The 15,579-nt window shown below is 70.9% G+C and carries 15 protein-coding genes; 9 read left to right on the top strand and 6 right to left on the bottom strand.

Going from position 1 to position 15,579, the window contains the following annotated elements; translation table 11 throughout:
* Positions 1–173 precede the first annotated feature (173 nt).
* The 4 genes from ABD747_RS02045 (at position 174) to ABD747_RS02030 (ending at position 6,160) form a co-directional block, all read left to right on the top strand.
* Positions 174–1,016 carry an alpha/beta fold hydrolase gene (locus ABD747_RS02045; protein ID WP_344801409.1) on the top strand — a complete coding sequence of 281 codons (843 nt, stop codon included), beginning with the start codon at positions 174–176 and terminating at the stop codon, positions 1,014–1,016.
* A 435-nt stretch (positions 1,017–1,451) separates the two neighbouring features.
* Complete coding sequence (locus ABD747_RS02040) at positions 1,452–1,781, top strand: excalibur calcium-binding domain-containing protein (protein ID WP_344801408.1); 330 nt, start codon at positions 1,452–1,454, stop codon at positions 1,779–1,781.
* 240 nt (positions 1,782–2,021) lie between these two features.
* On the top strand, positions 2,022–5,582 hold the full coding sequence (gene dnaE / locus ABD747_RS02035; protein ID WP_344801419.1) for a DNA polymerase III subunit alpha: 3,561 nt from the start codon (positions 2,022–2,024) through the stop codon (positions 5,580–5,582).
* A complete protein-coding gene (locus ABD747_RS02030; RefSeq protein ID WP_344801407.1) occupies positions 5,567–6,160 on the top strand; it encodes a hypothetical protein in 594 nt (197 codons plus the stop codon). Before dnaE ends, ABD747_RS02030 begins: the two co-directional genes overlap by 16 nt.
* A gap of 63 nt (positions 6,161–6,223) precedes the next feature.
* On the opposite strand, the gene ybaK is transcribed toward ABD747_RS02030, so the two are convergent.
* The 5 genes from ybaK to ABD747_RS02005 all read right to left on the bottom strand — a co-directional run bounded on the left by ybaK (position 6,224) and on the right by ABD747_RS02005 (position 10,129).
* Positions 6,224–6,709: a Cys-tRNA(Pro) deacylase gene (gene ybaK, locus ABD747_RS02025; RefSeq protein ID WP_344801406.1), complete on the bottom strand. Its 486-nt coding sequence runs from the start codon at positions 6,707–6,709 to the stop codon at positions 6,224–6,226.
* A gap of 43 nt (positions 6,710–6,752) precedes the next feature.
* Positions 6,753–7,064 carry an AzlD domain-containing protein gene (locus ABD747_RS02020; protein ID WP_344801405.1) on the bottom strand — a complete coding sequence of 104 codons (312 nt, stop codon included), beginning with the start codon at positions 7,062–7,064 and terminating at the stop codon, positions 6,753–6,755.
* Between the two features lie 28 nt (positions 7,065–7,092).
* Positions 7,093–7,899 carry an AzlC family ABC transporter permease gene (locus ABD747_RS02015; RefSeq protein ID WP_344801404.1) on the bottom strand — a complete coding sequence of 269 codons (807 nt, stop codon included), beginning with the start codon at positions 7,897–7,899 and terminating at the stop codon, positions 7,093–7,095.
* On the bottom strand, positions 7,896–8,690 hold the full coding sequence (locus ABD747_RS02010; protein WP_344801403.1) for a DUF554 domain-containing protein: 795 nt from the start codon (positions 8,688–8,690) through the stop codon (positions 7,896–7,898). Before ABD747_RS02010 ends, ABD747_RS02015 begins: the two co-directional genes overlap by 4 nt.
* A gap of 77 nt (positions 8,691–8,767) precedes the next feature.
* Positions 8,768–10,129: an MFS transporter gene (locus tag ABD747_RS02005; RefSeq protein ID WP_344801402.1), complete on the bottom strand. Its 1,362-nt coding sequence runs from the start codon at positions 10,127–10,129 to the stop codon at positions 8,768–8,770.
* A gap of 75 nt (positions 10,130–10,204) precedes the next feature.
* On the opposite strand from ABD747_RS02005, the gene ABD747_RS02000 reads away from it, so the two are divergent.
* Positions 10,205–10,849, top strand: a complete 645-nt coding sequence (locus ABD747_RS02000; RefSeq protein WP_344801401.1) for a PadR family transcriptional regulator — start codon at positions 10,205–10,207, stop codon at positions 10,847–10,849.
* Between the two features lie 114 nt (positions 10,850–10,963).
* On the opposite strand, the gene ABD747_RS01995 is transcribed toward ABD747_RS02000, so the two are convergent.
* Positions 10,964–11,518 carry a GNAT family N-acetyltransferase gene (locus tag ABD747_RS01995; protein ID WP_344801400.1) on the bottom strand — a complete coding sequence of 185 codons (555 nt, stop codon included), beginning with the start codon at positions 11,516–11,518 and terminating at the stop codon, positions 10,964–10,966.
* 92 nt (positions 11,519–11,610) lie between these two features.
* On the opposite strand from ABD747_RS01995, the gene hisD reads away from it, so the two are divergent.
* The 4 genes from hisD (at position 11,611) to hisH (ending at position 15,375) form a co-directional block, all read left to right on the top strand.
* A complete protein-coding gene (gene hisD / locus ABD747_RS01990; RefSeq protein WP_425562464.1) occupies positions 11,611–12,918 on the top strand; it encodes a histidinol dehydrogenase in 1,308 nt (435 codons plus the stop codon).
* A 104-nt stretch (positions 12,919–13,022) separates the two neighbouring features.
* The gene (locus tag ABD747_RS01985; RefSeq protein ID WP_344801399.1) at positions 13,023–14,093 is read left to right on the top strand and encodes a histidinol-phosphate transaminase; all 1,071 of its coding nucleotides are present in this window, start codon (positions 13,023–13,025) and stop codon (positions 14,091–14,093) included.
* Positions 14,090–14,707, top strand: a complete 618-nt coding sequence (hisB, locus tag ABD747_RS01980) for an imidazoleglycerol-phosphate dehydratase HisB (RefSeq protein ID WP_344801398.1) — start codon at positions 14,090–14,092, stop codon at positions 14,705–14,707. The genes ABD747_RS01985 and hisB overlap by 4 nt, the downstream gene beginning before the upstream one ends.
* Before the next feature lie 56 nt (positions 14,708–14,763).
* Positions 14,764–15,375: an imidazole glycerol phosphate synthase subunit HisH gene (hisH, locus tag ABD747_RS01975; RefSeq protein ID WP_344801397.1), complete on the top strand. Its 612-nt coding sequence runs from the start codon at positions 14,764–14,766 to the stop codon at positions 15,373–15,375.
* Positions 15,376–15,579: the final 204 nt, after the last annotated feature.

Genomic DNA, 15,579 nt, shown 5'->3' with positions numbered 1-15,579 from the left:
GCCTCCTCTCCTTCTGGCTCCTCGAAAAACACAACCCCAGAATCGGACGCCTCGACCACCAACCAGAACTCGCCACCGACGGCACCACCATGTGAGCGCGCCCGCCCGTCCGAGCCGGCGGAGAGTCCGAGCCGGCGGATGGGGATGGGCGGCGGCGGGTGTAGTACGGGCAGATGACCGACGCTGCGGACTTCCTCGGCACGCCCGCCACGCTCGCCGAGGGCATGCTCGACCGCCCGGGGTGTCGCGTCCGCTACTGGACCGCGGGACCATCGGACGGCCCTGCGGTCGTGCTGGTACACGGGGCGACCGCGGACCACCGGATGTTCAACGCCCAACTGTCGTTGCTGCTCGGGCGCGACTACCGGGTCGTGGTCTGGGACGCCAGGGGTCACGGGGCCAGCCTGCCGATGCCGGGTACGCCGACCATCGACGACTATGTCGCCGATCTGTTCGCCCTCGTCGACGAGCTGACTCTGAGCCGGCCGCTGATCGTCGGCCAGTCGCTGGGCTCCTACATCGCCCAGCACGCCCAGTGGCATCGGCCCGAGGGGTTCCGCGGACTCGTCGTGATCGGCGGGATCGCCACCAGCCTGCCGGCGTCGCGATCCGAGCTCGCCGTGTTGCGCTCCACCCCCGCCATGCTCCGGCTGTGGCCCTGGGACAACTTCCGGCGACTGGCCGCGCGCCGGGCGGCTCTGACCGAACCGGTCCAGGCGTACATGGCGGACTGCCTGGCCGGCATGGACAAGGACACGTTCCTGCGGATCTGGCACGCCGTCGTCAGTGCCGTGAGCCGGGAGGGTTTCGGCCCGTTTCCTGCGATCCCCGTGCTCTGGGTCCACGGCGACCACGACGACGCGGGCGCAGTCGCCCGACATGCGCGCGTGCTGGCCGAGCGCGGGCTGCCGAACCTGACCTCGTACGTCGTCCCCGATGCCGGTCACAACGCCAACCAGGACAACCCGGACGCGTTCAACCGGGCACTGGCCGGCTTCCTGGACGCGCTCGATTGAAGCCCACCCTCCGGAGTCGAGGTCAGCTCACCTCAGCTGACGCGGCCCGGCAGGCAACCTCGCGCGGCTTCGACCTACTTCGCGCGTGAAGGACGTCGAGCGAACTGGGGGCAAGGCGAGCGAGGTTGCTGGGGGAGTGCTCTGGTCGGGGAAGAACCCGCCCGCGGCGGGGTTTTCGGGGTCCATCCACCCGTTCCGGGCCCGATTTTCCCGCCGCGGCGGGGTCTTCCGGTCAGGCGCGGCTGCGGATCGGGCGCTGGCGGGTGCGCTCGGAGGGGGTGTCCGACGGGGCGCCTCGCGTGGACGGGAGCCAGCTAACGATCCGGTGACGTTCCCCGAGGGATCCGGATTGTGTTCGGGGTGGCTGCGACCGTGAGGGCTCCACCTATCGACATCGCGGGCACTGCTCGCGGATCCAACTCCTCAGGACCAGACATGCTCACCATCAAGCGCGCCCTCGCCGGCGCGGCTGCAGCCCTCGTCACCGCCGGCCTCGGTCTCGGCGTCGGCGCGGTCGCGCCCGCCGGATCGGCCGTCGCTCCGGCCACCGCCGCGGCAGCGACCAAGGCGAAGAAGTTCAAGAACTGCACGGCCCTGAACAAGGCGTACAAGCACGGCGTGAAGAAGTCCTCGGGTACCAAGGACGTCGTCCGGTCGCACGGCAAGGTCACCAAGAAGGCATCCAAGGCGAAGACCAGCAAGGCGCTCTACAACGCCAACAAGAAGCTCGATCGCGACAAGGACGGCATCGCCTGCGAGAAGTGAGGCGGCCAGCGCCGGTCGGCGTGACGCCGCCCGGCTCCCGGCTGACCTGATCGCCCCCCCGCCCGCGAGCAGGTGCGCGCGTCGGTCGCGGGAAATGTCGGTGGGCAGGACTAGCCTTGGCGTCTGCTGACTTCCCCCAGCACCGGACCGGCAACGCCGCCGGGTGTAGGTTTTCGTGGCCCGCGCCTCGCGCGGCGCGCGGAAGTTGGCTGTCTCGTGTCGCAGGAGGTCGTGCTCGTCATGGTGGAGGGTGCTGGCGGCGGAGGAGCGGCTTCGGCCGGGACCGACTCGTTCGTCCACCTGCACGTCCACTCCGAGTACTCGATGCTCGACGGTGCGGCCCGGGTGGGCGACCTGTTCAACGGCTGCGCCGAGATGGGCATGCCCGCCATCGCGATGACCGACCACGGCAACCTGTTCGGGGCGTACGAGTTCTACAAGGCCTCCAAGGCGACCGGGGTCAAGCCGATCATCGGCCTGGAGGCGTACGTCACGCCGAAGACCCACCGCTCCGAGCGCAAGCGGGTCCGCTGGGGCGACTCGGCCGACTCGGCGGGCGACGACGTGTCCGGTGGTGGCGCCTATACCCACATGACCGTCTGGTCGGAGTCGACCGAGGGCATGCACAACCTGTTCCGGCTCGGCTCGCGCTCCAGCCTGGAGGGCTACTTCTACAAGCCGCGGGCCGACCGCGAGCTGCTGAACACGTACGCCAAGGGCCTGCTGGCGACCACCGGCTGCCCGTCCGGCGAGGTGCAGACCTATCTCCGGCTCGGGAAGTACGACGAGGCGATCGCGAGTGCCGCTGAGTTCCGGGACATCTTCGGCGCGGGCAACTACTACGTCGAGCTGATGGACCACGGTCTGCACATCGAGAACCGGGTCCGCGACGACCTGTTGAAGATCGCCAAGGACCTGCACCTGCCGCTGGTCGCCACCAACGACCTGCACTACGCGGCGCGGGCGGACGCGGCCGCGCATGAGGTGCTGCTCTGCGTCCAGTCCGGCTCGACGATGGCCGACGCGAACCGGTTCAAGTTCGACGGCGACGGCTACTACCTGAAGTCGCCGGCGGAGATGCGGGCCCTGTGGGCTGAGTTGCCCGAGGCCTGCGACAACACCCTCGCCATTGCCGAGCGCTGCGACATCTCCTTCGCCGAGGGCGTGGGGACGTACATGCCGCGCTATCCGTGCCCGGCGGGGGAGAACGAGCAGTCCTGGTTCGTCAAGGAGGTCGAGACCGGTCTGGCGCGCCGGTTCCCGAACGGGATTCCCGACAACGTCCGCGCGCAGGCGAACTTCGAGTCCGAGGTCATCGTCTCGATGGGCTTCGCCGGCTACTTCCTGGTGGTCGCCGACTTCATCAACTGGGCCAAGGAGAACGGGATCCGGGTCGGCCCTGGCCGCGGCTCCGGCGCCGGGTCGATGGCCGCGTACGCCATGCGGATCACCGACCTCGACCCGCTCGAGCACGGGCTGATCTTCGAGCGGTTCCTCAACCCCGACCGGGTCTCGATGCCGGACTTCGACATCGACTTCGACGAGCGCCGGCGGGGCGAGGTGATCCGCTACGTCACCGAGAAGTACGGCGACGACCGGGTCAGCCAGATCGTCACCTACGGCACGATCAAGGCCAAGCAGGCCGTCAAGGACGCCTCCCGGGTGCTCGGCTACCCGTTCGCCGTCGGGGAGAAGCTCACCAAGGCGATGCCGCCGCCGGTGATGGGCAAGGACGTGCCGCTGACCGGGCTGTTCGACCCGGAGCACAAGCGCTACAACGAGGGCGGCGAGTTCCGCGCGCTCTACGACTCCGACGCCGACGTCAAGACCGTGGTGGACACCGCGATCGGGTTGGAAGGGCTGAAGCGGCAGTGGGGTGTGCACGCCGCCGGCGTCATCATGTCGTCGCACCCGCTGATCGACATCATCCCGATCATGAAGCGCGAGCAGGACGGCGCCATCATCACCCAGCTCGACTACCCGACGTGCGAGTCGCTCGGGCTGATCAAGATGGACTTCCTGGGCCTGCGCAACCTGACCGTGCTCGACGACGCGCTGGAGAACCTGAAGCGCAACCGCGGCATCGAGCTGGTGCTGGAGGATCTCCCGCTCACCGATCCGAAGACGTACGAGCTGCTCACCCACGGCGACACGCTCGGCGTCTTCCAGCTCGACGGCGGGCCGATGCGCTCGCTGCTCCGGCTGATGCGGCCGGACAGCTTCGCCGACATCTCCGCCGTGCTCGCGCTCTATCGCCCCGGACCGATGGGCGCCGACAGCCACACCAACTACGCGCTGCGCAAGAACGGCCGGCAGCCGGTGGGCGCGATCCACCCCGAGCTCGCGGAGCCGCTGGCGGAGATCCTGGGGGAGACGTACGGCCTGATCGTCTATCAGGAACAGGTGATGGCGATCGCCCAGAAGGTCGCCGGCTACACCCTCGGCGCCGCCGACCTGCTCCGCCGTGCGATGGGCAAGAAGAAGAAGGCCGAGCTGGACGCCCAGTTCGAGACGTTCTCGGCCGGGATGCTCGAGCGCGGCTACTCCCAGGCGGCGGTCACCGCGCTCTGGGACGTCCTGCTGCCGTTCTCCGACTACGCGTTCAACAAGGCGCACACCGCGGCGTACGGCCTGGTCAGCTATTGGACCGCGTTCCTGAAGGCCAACTATCCGGCCGAGTTCATGGCCGCACTGCTGACCAGCGTCGCCGACGACAAGGACAAGATCGCCATCTATCTGGCCGAGTGCCGCCGGATGGGGATTGCGGTGCTGCCGCCGGATGTGAACGAGTCCGAGGCCAACTTCACTGCGGTCGGCACCGACGTCCGGTTCGGCCTGACCGCGGTCCGCAACGTCGGCCGGAACGTGGTGGACGGCATCGTCGCCGCCCGCACCGACCTCGGCAAGGCCGTCAACTTCCACGGTTTCCTGGACGCCGTGCCGCTGGTGGTCTGCAACAAGCGGGTGATCGAGTCGCTGGTCAAGGCCGGCGCGTTCGACTCCCTCGGCGACACCCGGCGGAGCCTGCTGGCGGTCTTCGACCGCAACGTCGACGAGATCATCGACATCAAGCGGAACGAGGCCATCGGCCAGGACGACCTGTTCGGCGGCGATGCGGCGATCGGCGACCGGATGCTGAGCCCGGTGCCGGACCTGCCCGAGTGGGACAAGCGGACCAAGCTCGCCTTCGAGCGGGAGATGCTCGGGCTCTACGTCTCCGACCATCCGCTGCAGGGCCTGGAGCACATCCTGGCCGCCGAACGGGACATCTCGATCGGCTCGCTGCTCTCCGACGACGGTCCCCGGGACGGTCAGGTGACGATCGCGGGGATGATCACCCAGGTCACCCGCAAGACCACCAAGCGGGGCGACATCTGGGCCGTGATCAGCGTCGAGGACCTCGAGGCGTCGGTCGAGGTGCTGCTGTTCCCGAAGGCGTACGAGCAGGTCGCCACCGTGCTCGCCCCGGACACGGTGGTGAAGGTGCGCGGCCGGCTGAAGGTGGACGAGGACGCGGTCAGCATCAACGCCTCCGAGCTGAGCCTGCCGGACACCACCGACGCCGCGAACGGCGGGCCCGTGGTCATCTCCCTCCCGGCCACCCGCTGCACCCCGCCGGTGGTCGCCCGGCTCCGGGAGGTGCTGTCGGCCCATCGCGGGGTCACCGAGGTCCGGCTCAAACTGCTGTCGCAGGGCAAGACGACGGTGATGAAGCTCGACGACCAGCTTCGCGTGACGCCGTCGCAACCCTTGATGGCCGATCTCAAGGCGCTGCTCGGGCCCTCGTGTCTCGCGTCCTGAGCTCACCCGACCCCTCCGACGCGTCCGCCGGCTCGCGCGGGACCGGCCGAGCGGCCGTCGTGCTGCGGGCGGTGCTCTTCCTACTCGCGGCGTGTGGCCTGGGCGCGCTCGCCGGCGTCGTCTGGTGGGCGGTGGTCGACCTGCCGGTGTTCGTCGTCGGTGCCAACGGCGGCGCCAGCACGTCCCAGCAGGGTCTGACCCAGTACGTCGCCGGCGATGCGTGGTTCAGCCTGATCGGCTTCGTCGTCGGGCTGGGCATCGGGTTCGCCGCCTGGCGGGTGTTCCGGCGGATCGGCTGGCCGGTGGTGCCGCTGGTGATCGTGGCGAGTGCGGCGGCGGCACTGCTGTGCTGGTGGGTGGGCTGGGAGCTGGGCCCCGGACCGTTCCCGCCCCGGCTGGCCGATGCCCAGGACGGCGCGAGCGTGCCGATCGAGCTGACCGTCCGGGCGCGGGTGGCGGTGCTGGTCTGGCCGTTCGCCGCCGTCATGGTCGTGCTGCTCGGCGCCTCGCTCGGCCGCGACGACGAGGAGCCGCGGCCGTTGTTCCGGAAGCCGCGGCGGGTCGCCCCGCCCGGCTGATCCGATCTGCGGCTACCCGCCTCGACTCGGCTACCCGCCTCGGTTCTGCTGCCCCCCGCCGGCTCAGGCGGTCGCGATGCCCGCGGCGGTGGCCCCGGTGACCTCGCGCAGGTCGGCAGGGGCGAGCTCGACCTGGAGCCCACGCTTGCCGGCCGAGACGTAGATCGTGGGGAAGCCGTCGGCGTGGGCGTCCAGCACGGTGCGCAGGCGGGTCTTCTGGCCGATCGGAGAGATGCCGCCGAGGACGTACCCGCTGGATCGGGCCGCTACGGCCGGATCGGCCATCGACGCCTTCTTGGCGCCGAGCGCCGCCGCCAGGGCCTTCAGGTCGAGCTGGCGAGCCACCGGCACGATGCCGACCACGAGCTCGCCGCCGAGGTCGGCGACCAGGGTCTTGAAGACCCGCTCGGGGTCGAGGCCGAGCCGCCGGACGGCCTCGTCGCCGAAGCTGGTCTCGCCCTCGGCGTGGGCGTACGGGTGCAGGGTGAAGTCCACTCCGGCCGCGATCAGGGCCTTGACGGCGGGCGTTCCCCCGGCCTGCTTCGCCACAGCAGTCCTCTCGGTCGGCGCTGTACGTCCCAGACCCTAGCCATCAGGTCAGCAGCCGGAGCAGCGCGGTGACGGTGACCGCGACCAGGAAGACGACCAGGACCCCGCGGTGCAGCAGCAGCGCGATCACCCCGGCGCCGACCCCGGCCAGCACGCGCCAGTCCAGCCCGTACCGGCCGCCGTGGTCGAAGAGCTGCACCGCGACGAGCGCGGCGAGCATCGCGATCGGCAGGAAGCCGGCGACCCGCTGGACCCGGGGGTGGTTCAGCACCGACTCCGGCAGCGAGACGCCGGCGAGCTTGAGGCCGTACGAACCCAGCGAGGCGACGATCAGCGCGATCCAGAGCACGGTCACGAGCGCAGCCTCTCGGTCGTACAGAGTGTCATACGGGCTCTCCTTCCGTGTCGCTGTCCGGCTCCGGTTCCGTATCTGTGTCCGGCTCCGGGCCGGTCGCTCGGGCCGGCGCGGATCCGCCGCGGAAGCCGGCGACCACCGCGACCACCGCGGCCGCGACCACCGGGATTCCGGCCGGCGCCACCGGGACGAGGGCGAGCGCCACGACCACCCCGCCGAGGGCGACGATCTTGTTCTCGGTCCGCTTCAGGTTGGGCCACAGCAGTGCCAGGAAGACCGCGGGGGCCGCCGCGTCGAGCCCGAACGCGCTCGGATCGATCGCCGCGCCGATCACGGCGCCGGTCAGCGAGCCGACCTGCCAGAGCGCACAGAGGACCAGCCCGGTCGCCCAGAAGGCGTACCGGCGGGCGCGCGGGGTGGCCTGCCCGAGCGCCATCGCCGTCGTCTCGTCGATGACGAAGTGCGCTGTCCACAGCCGCGCCAGGCCGCGCGGCGCCAGGATCTCCGAGATCGGTACGCCGTAGAACGCGTTGCGCACACCCAGCAGCAGCGCGGCGGCGATCGCGGCCGCCGGCGCGCCACCGGTGGCCACCACGCCGACGAAGGCGAACTGGGACGCGCCGGAGAACATCACCAGGCTGAGCACCATGGTCTGGGCCAGGCTCAGACCCGATCCGATCGAGACCGCGCCGAACGACATCCCGAAGACGGCGGCGTACACCCCCAGGCCGATGGCCGCCCGCAGCACGGCCGGGCGTTCGGGAAAGTCCGCCGGGTCCGCCGGCCTGTCGACCGGTTTGCCCGGATTGCCCGGCTCGCCCTCGTCGGGGCTCATCGCAACGCCGCCACGAGCGCGGTGAGCAGGGGAGCGACCAGCAGGGCCGGCAGCAGGTTGCCGACCGGCACGGGCTTGAGTTGCAGCAGCCGCAGCCCGACCCCGAGCAGCAGCAGGCCGCCGGTCGCGGTGATCGCCGCCAGCTCCGGAGCGGGCAGGACGTCCCCGACCAGGAACCCGACCAGGGTGAGCGCACCCTGGACGATCGCGACGGCCACGGCGGCCGCCATCACCCCGGCGCCCAGCGAGGCGGCGAACGCGATCGAGGCGAACCCGTCGAGGGTCGCCTTGAGGATGAGCTGCTGGGACCCGAGACCGATCCCGTCGAAGAGCGAGCCGAGGATGGTCAGCGGCCCGACGCAGAACACCAGCGATGCGCTGACGAAGCCCTCGATGAACCGCTCCCGGGCGGCGTGATCGCTCACGTGCCCTGAGCCTGTCGACGGGTGCCCCAAACCACTCGAGGGCTGCCTCCGAGCCAGGCGGCCGCGCAGCCAGCCGCCGAACTGCTCCAGCCGGAGCTCGATGTCGACCAGCGAGCCGGCGATACCGCCGATCAGCAACGAGCCCAGCACGATCAGCACCGGCGCCGCGGTCCCGACCGCGCCCGTCAACGCGTCCGAGGTCACCGCGACCGCCGACAGGCCGCCGATCAGCAGCGTGACCAGGCCGAGCGCATCCGTAACGGTGTCCCGAGTCCGCTGCGGCAGCCGCGCCCCGACCAGCAGCCCGATCGCCGAGCCGACCACGATGGTGGCGACGTTGACGACGGTGCCGAAGCCTGGGAACACGATCGATGACGGTACTTCACCCGATCCTCGCTGCCGCCGCATATTCGCTCCGCGAGAGGGTCGGTCGCTGCGGGAAGTCAGCTCCGGTCTTGTAGGGCCGCGTCGTCGTCCGGCATCGACGCGACGGGGGAGCGGCGGGCGGCCAGGGCGAACAGCACGACAGCCGGCAGGATGAACACACCAGCGGCCGAGATGCCGACACCGAGGCCGCGTCGCTGGGCGACGAGGCCGATCGGCGGACCGCCGACGATCTGGCCAAGGGCGTCGGCCTGGGACTGGATCGAGAACACGGTCGCCCGGGTGGCCGACGTCGTGGTCGAGACCAGCCAGACCGAGACGAGCGGCTCCACCGACTCGCGCAGGATCACCACGACCAGATAGAGCACGACCGCGAGCCAGAAGTGGCCGGTCAGGCCGAACCCGATCATCCCCGCCGCGATCACGGCCTCGACGATGGCGAGCAGCCGCCCCACGTGGCGCGGGTGGGCCGTGTCGACCCGGGCGCCGACGATCCCGGTGACCAGCGCCGCACCGAGCGCGGCGATCATGGCGAACGCGCCGAACCACAGTTCGGGCGCCGCCGAGGCGGGGAAGTGCAGATCGTCCAGGAAGTGCGGTTGGGACAGCCGGTCGAAGCCCTCGCTGGCCATCCCGGCGAACACGGTCCCGCCGATCAGACCGGCGAGCATCGCGCTGCGCCGGACCTCCTGGCTGCCGGCGACGATCTGCTCGCGCATGGACCGGAAGCTGCCGCTGACGGCGGAGGCCCAGCCGGTGCCGGCAGGTCCACCGCCGATCTGGGCGGGTACGGCCGTGCCCGGAAGCGCCGGCAGGGCGCCCGGTTCGACCGGCGGGGCGGACGCGGCGCTGCTGGCGCCGGTCGACGGACGGGTCCAGTTGTCCTCCGGCATCCGGGCGATCAGCAGCGCGACCAGTCCCAGCGTCACGATTCCGCCGGCCACGATCGGCACGGCAAGTCCCCAGTGGGACAGGCCGACCGCGGCCACGATGCCGATCAGGGCACCGACCTGGGCCAGCTGGCCGGCCCGGACGAACGCCTTCCCGGCCGACGCCTCGCCGATCTCGTCGGCGGCCCAGGCCTGCTGCGCGCCGTCGACGCAGGTCCAGCCGATGGCCCAGATGACGTTGGCCAGCAGCACGGCCGCGTACGTCGGGATCAGTCCCCAGACCAGCAGGCCGGCCGCCATCAGCGCGTACCCGATCACGACCGAGAGCCGGCGGCTGTAGAGGTCGGCGATCACCCCGGTCGGGATCTGCGCCACGAACAGCACCAGCTCGAGCACCGTGCCGACCAGGACCAGTTGCAGCGGGCCGAGGCCGACCACCTTCACCTGATAGACGAGGTTCAGCGTGAACGCCATGTCCAGGGCCAGCGCGTTGACGCCCGACATGATCAGGAAGAGGCGGTACGCGGACATCGGGACACTCCGGGCTGGAACGGTATCGGACGAGAGGCTCCTGGAAGATACCTCTGCCAGAGGTATCTTGAGCAAGTGGTTTATCGAGCACTGACCCCAACCGCGCAGGCGATCCTGGGATTCCTGTCCTTCCGCTCACGGAGCGGTTACGAGATCCGCCAGGCCGCGCAGCGCACCGCCGGGCTGGTCTGGGGTGTCAGTGACGGGCAGCTCTACCCGCAGCTGCACGATCTGCACGCACGCGGGCTGATCGAACCCGACGGCGCGCCGGAGGGTCCGAAGTCGCGGCAGCGCTGGCGACTCACCGACGCCGGGCGTGAGGCGCTGCAGGCGTGGCTGCGGGAGCCGGCCGCGCCGCCCGTGCTGCGCGACGAGGGGCTGCTGAAGCTGCTGTTCGTCGACGAGGTAGGCCTCGACGTCGCCCGCGACCTCCTCGAACGGCGTCGCGCCGGCCTGGTCGCGCTCCGGGAGTCGGTGCTCTCCCTCGTCCCGGGCGCGGAGCGCGGCGGACCAGACGCCGAGACCGGGCTCACCGGTCCGACCCTGGTCCGAGCGTTCGGCCTGGACTTCCTCGAGATGTCCATCGCCTGGTGCGACCAGGCGCTGGCTCAGCTCGGTCGACGGCGGCGCGGCGGCAACGACGGCGCGGATGCGGGCGACCATCAAGCCAGCCAGCGGGCGTACGCCGGCAGCGGACCTTTGTCAGCAGCACCGTCGTAGTCCAACCAGTCGCCGTGGGTGACCTCCAGGTCCGGGTGGCCGCGGAAGCTGTCGACCACGCAGATGATCCAGTTTCGCCGCTAGACAACGAGATCAACTTGCCAGCAGCGTGGACTACTCCGACGGCGTGGCGGCCGTCCCGCTCGCCGCAGCGTTCGGGGTCACGGTGAGGTCGACGCCCAGCGACATCACCATGGCCATCTCGTCCTCACCGCGCTCGAGGTCGGCGGTGCGGGCGGTCCGGCGGTACCCCGACACCCGGAAGCCGGCGTTGGAGCCGAACCCGATCGCCCGGGGATTGTCCGTGCCGACCCAGTAGTACAGGCGGTGGTAGCCCTCCCGGGTCGCAAGCCGGGCGGCCGCCTCGACCAGTTTCCAGGCGACTCCGGACCCCCGGGCCTCGGGGACGACGTACAGGCCGTAGCACTCGGCCGAGGTCGGATCCGAGTCGTAGGGGCCGACGCTGACGATTCCGACCGGTTCCGGTCTCTCGGCCAGCAGCCGGTGGGACCTGGTCATCCGCTCGCGCCAGAACGCCTCGTCGCGTTCGCTCTCCTCGGCCAACGTCGCGGTGAAGGCCTCCGGCGACTCTTCCAAGGCTCTGAGCCGCACGGCGCGATAGGCCGCCCACTCGGACTCGTCGAGCAGGCGCACGGTCACGTCGGTCATGGCACATTGTCTCCTCCCCGTCCGCGGCCATCGCGGCGGCCGCGCTGAGATGACCCGGGGGAATGTCGGTCCGAGTTCGTAGACTCGCACCCGTGCTTTCGGTGATCGATCTCCGCGGATCAGCGGGCGAGCGGATCGACTATGCCGCGGTGGTGCCGCGGGCAGGGTTCGACGTCGCCGCCGCGGTGGAGCGGGTGCTGCCCATCTGCGACGACGTGGCGGCTCGGGGCGAGGCGGCCCTGGCCGAATACTCCGAGCGATTCGATCACGTGGTGCCCGAGCACTTCCGGGTGCCGGCGAGTGCGTTGGAGCGGGCCGCCGCCGAGCTGGATCCCGATCTCCGCAAGGCGTTCGAGCTGTCGATCGCCCGCCGGCGGACGGTCAGCGCCGCCGAGCTGGGGGAGGCCGAGGTGCGGGTGGAGGTCGCACCCGGCGCGGTCGTCACCCAGCGGATGATCCCGGTGAACCGGGTCGGGCTGTACGTCCCCGGTGGGCTCGCCCCGCTGGCCTCCAGCGTGATCATGAACGTGGTCCCGGCGCAGGCCGCCGGCGTCCGGTCGATCGCGCTGGCCTCGCCGCCCCAGCAGGAGTTCGGCGGGCTGCCGCACCCGAGCATCCTGGCGGTCTGCCACCTGCTCGGCGTCGATGAGGTGTACGCCGTCGGCGGCGCGCAGGCGATCGCCATGTTCGCGTACGGGGTCGCCGGGCTCTGCGACCGGGTCGACCTGGTCACCGGACCGGGCAACATCTATGTCGTCGCCGCCAAGCGGGCGCTCAAGGGCCGGGTGAACATCGACTCCGAGGCGGGTCCGACCGAGATCGCGATCCTGGCCGACGCGAGCGCGAATCCCGTCCACGTTGCAGCTGATCTGATTTCTCAGGCCGAGCACGACCCGCTCGCCGCCGCGGTGCTGGTCACCGACAGCGAGGAACTCGCCGAGGCGGTGCAGGCCGAGCTGGCGCTGCAGGTGCCGCAGACCAAGCACAGCGAGCGGATCGGCCAGTCGTTGTCGGGCGAACAGTCCGGGATCGTGCTGGTCGCCGATCTGGAGCAGGGCGTCGAGGTCGTCGACGCGTACGCGGCCGAGCACCTGGAGATCCACACCGCCGATGCGGCCGGCGTCGCCGCCAGGATCCGCAACGCCGGGGCGATCTTCGTCGGCGCCTGGTCGCCGGTGTCGCTGGGCGACTACGCGGCGGGGAGCACCCACGTGCTGCCGACCGGCGGGTGCGCCTGCCACAGCTCTGGCCTGAACGTGAAGAGCTTCCTCAAGGCGGTGCACGTGATCGACTACAGCCGCGAGGCGCTGGAGTCGATCGCGCGGGACGTCGAGGTCTTCGCCGACGCCGAGGACCTGCCGGCGCACGGGGCGGCCGTCAGCCGGCGGTTTGCGACATGAACGCGGAGGGTGGTGCCCTTAGACAGGCTCGGGGCACGTCATCTGGGGAGGGTGCCCTTCGACAGGCTCAGGGCACGTCAGCCGATGCGGGGGCTCAGGGCACGTTGCCGGTGCGGCCCGAGCTGGTGGGGGAGGAGCCGTACGGCGCGCCGCAGCTCGACGTGCCCTATGCGCTGAACGTCAACGAGAACCCATACCCGCCCAGCGAGAAGGTGGTCGCCGAGATCGCGGCAGCGGTCGCCCAGGCGGCGCGGACCATGAACCGCTACCCGGAGCGGGACGCGGTCGAGCTGCGGGCAGATCTGGCACGGTACCTGGGTCACGGGCTGACCAGCGACGACATCTGGGCCGCCAACGGCAGCAACGAGGTGATGCTGCACGTGCTGATGGCGTTCGGCGGACCCGGCCGTTCGGTGCTGTCGTTCGCGCCGACGTACTCGATGTATCCGGAGTACGCCCGCGACACCCACACCGCGTGGACGACGTTTCCACGTCGCGACGACTTCACCCTGGATCCGGTCGCGGCGGTCGACGCGGTCCGCGACCAGCGACCGGACGTCGTGCTGATCGCCAGCCCGAACAACCCGACCGGGACCGCGGTCGACCTCGACACGCTGGCCGCGATCGCCGACGCCGCGCCCGGCGTGGTGGTGGTGGACGAGGCGTACTTCGAGTTCGCGCATGCCGGCACACCGAGCGCGTTGGAGCTGCTGCCGCGGTTCCCGCGGCTGGCGGTCAGCCGGACCATGTCGAAGGCCTTCGCGTTCGCCGGCGGCCGGCTGGGCTATCTCGCGGGGGCGCCGGCCTTCGTGGACGCGCTGCGGATCGTCCGGCTGCCGTACCACCTGTCCGCCGTCACCCAGGCGGTCGCCCGGGTCGCGCTGGCCAACGCGGACGAGATGCTGGCCGCCGTCGACCGGCTGCGCGCGGCGCGGGACGACCTGGCGGCCTGGCTGTCCGCCAGGGGTCTGCAAGTCGCCGCGTCCGACGCCAACTTCGTGCTGTTCGGCCGGTTCGCCGACCGGCAGGCGGTGTGGCAGGGTCTGCTGGACCGGGGCGTGTTGATTCGGGTCGTCGGGCCCGAGGGCTGGCTCCGCGTCTCCGCGGGCACGCCGGAGGAGATGGCGGCGTTCAAACGGGCGCTGTCGGAGGTCCTGGAAGCGGGGGTGGGATGAGCAACCGAGTCGCCGAGCTGGAGCGCAAGACGTCGGAGTCCAGCGTCAAGGTCCGGGTGGATCTGGACGGCACCGGCAGCTCCGACGTCGTCACCGGCGTCGGCTTCTACGACCACATGCTGACCGCGTTCAGCAAGCACTCGCTGATCGACCTGACGGTCGAGTCCATCGGTGACATCCACATCGACGCCCACCACACCGTCGAGGACACCGCGATCGTGCTCGGCCAGGCGATCCGGCAGGCGCTCGGTGACAAGGCGGGCATCCGCCGGTTCGGCGACGCGCTGGTCCCGCTGGACGAGGCGCTGGCCCAGGCCGTCGTCGACGTGTCGGGCAGGCCGTACTTCGTGCACACCGGAGAGCCGGCCGGCCAGGAGTACGCGCTGATCGGCGGCGGGAACGTCGGCGTGCCCTACATCGGCTCGCTGACCCGGCACGTGCTGGAGTCGCTCGCGTTCCACGCTCACCTGTGTCTGCACGTGCGGGTGCTGAGCGGGCGGGACGCGCACCACATCGTCGAGGCCCAGTTCAAGGCCGTCGCCCGGGCGCTGCGGGACGCGATCGCGCCGGATCCGCGGGTGCAGGGCATTCCGAGCACGAAGGGTGCGTTGTAGTGGCCCTTCGACAGGCTCAGGGCACGTTCGCCCTTCGACAGGCTCAGGGCGGGTAGATGCGGATCGTCGTCTTCGACTACGGGTCGGGGAACCTTCGCTCGGCCGAGCGCGCGATGGCGCGGACCGGCGCCGAGGTGGTCGTCACCGCCGACCGCGAGAAGGCGCTCGCGGCGGACGGTCTGGTGGTTCCGGGAGTGGGGGCGTACGCGGCCTGCATGGCCGGGCTGACCGGCGTCGGCGGTCGTGAGGTGATCGCCGAGCGGATTGCGGCCGGTCGTCCGCTGCTCGCCATCTGCGTCGGCCACCAGGTCCTGTTCGACGCCGGCATCGAGCACGGCGAGCGTACGTCCGGGTGCTGCGTCTGGCCCGGCGTCGTCGAGCAGGTGCAGGCCGAGCGGCTGCCGCACATGGGGTGGAACACGGTCTCCGCGCCCGCTGGGACCCGGCTGTTCGACGGGGTCGCCGACCAGCGGTTCTACTTCGTGCACAGCTACGCGGTGCGCGAGCTTGCGGACACGGACACCCGGCGCGTCACCTGGGCCGAGCACGGCGGCGATCGCTTCGTCGCCGCGGTCGAGGACGGCCCGGTCTGGTCGACCCAGTTCCACCCGGAAAAGTCCGGTGACGCCGGCGCCCGGCTGATCGCGAACTGGGTCGCCACCTTTTGACTGGTCCTGCAGCTGAGGAGGGCCGGGTTCCTCCCGGGGGAGGTTTCCGATCTGTCGAAAAGTGAGCCTGCGCACGCGTCATTGACGCGTTTCCGCCGCTCGATGACCGTTTAGGGCCGTAGAAGGGGCTCTGGGGCGTTCGAGCGGCAGATTCGCGTCAAACGCGCGCCGTACCCGGGGGATCGGGGAGGGGGTGGGTCGAGC

This window comes from Microlunatus ginsengisoli, from assembly GCF_039537205.1.
Lineage (GTDB): Bacteria > Actinomycetota > Actinomycetes > Propionibacteriales > Propionibacteriaceae > Microlunatus > Microlunatus ginsengisoli.
The sequence above is the reverse complement of the archived record's forward strand: the minus strand, read 5'-3'. Positions and strand labels throughout refer to the sequence as shown.

Excerpts from the sequence above, each read along its gene's own strand:
- ABD747_RS02045 (WP_344801409.1), top strand. The coding sequence starts at position 174 with ATGACCGACGCTGCGGACTTCCTCGGCACGCCCGCCACGCTCGCCGAG.
- ABD747_RS02040 (WP_344801408.1), top strand. The coding sequence starts at position 1,452 with ATGCTCACCATCAAGCGCGCCCTCGCCGGCGCGGCTGCAGCCCTCGTC.
- dnaE (WP_344801419.1), top strand. The coding sequence starts at position 2,022 with ATGGTGGAGGGTGCTGGCGGCGGAGGAGCGGCTTCGGCCGGGACCGAC.
- ABD747_RS02015 (WP_344801404.1), bottom strand. The coding sequence starts at position 7,899 with ATGAGCCCCGACGAGGGCGAGCCGGGCAATCCGGGCAAACCGGTCGAC.
- ABD747_RS02005 (WP_344801402.1), bottom strand. The coding sequence starts at position 10,129 with ATGTCCGCGTACCGCCTCTTCCTGATCATGTCGGGCGTCAACGCGCTG.
- ABD747_RS01995 (WP_344801400.1), bottom strand. The coding sequence starts at position 11,518 with ATGACCGACGTGACCGTGCGCCTGCTCGACGAGTCCGAGTGGGCGGCC.
- hisB (WP_344801398.1), top strand. The coding sequence starts at position 14,090 with ATGAGCAACCGAGTCGCCGAGCTGGAGCGCAAGACGTCGGAGTCCAGC.
- hisH (WP_344801397.1), top strand. The coding sequence starts at position 14,764 with ATGCGGATCGTCGTCTTCGACTACGGGTCGGGGAACCTTCGCTCGGCC.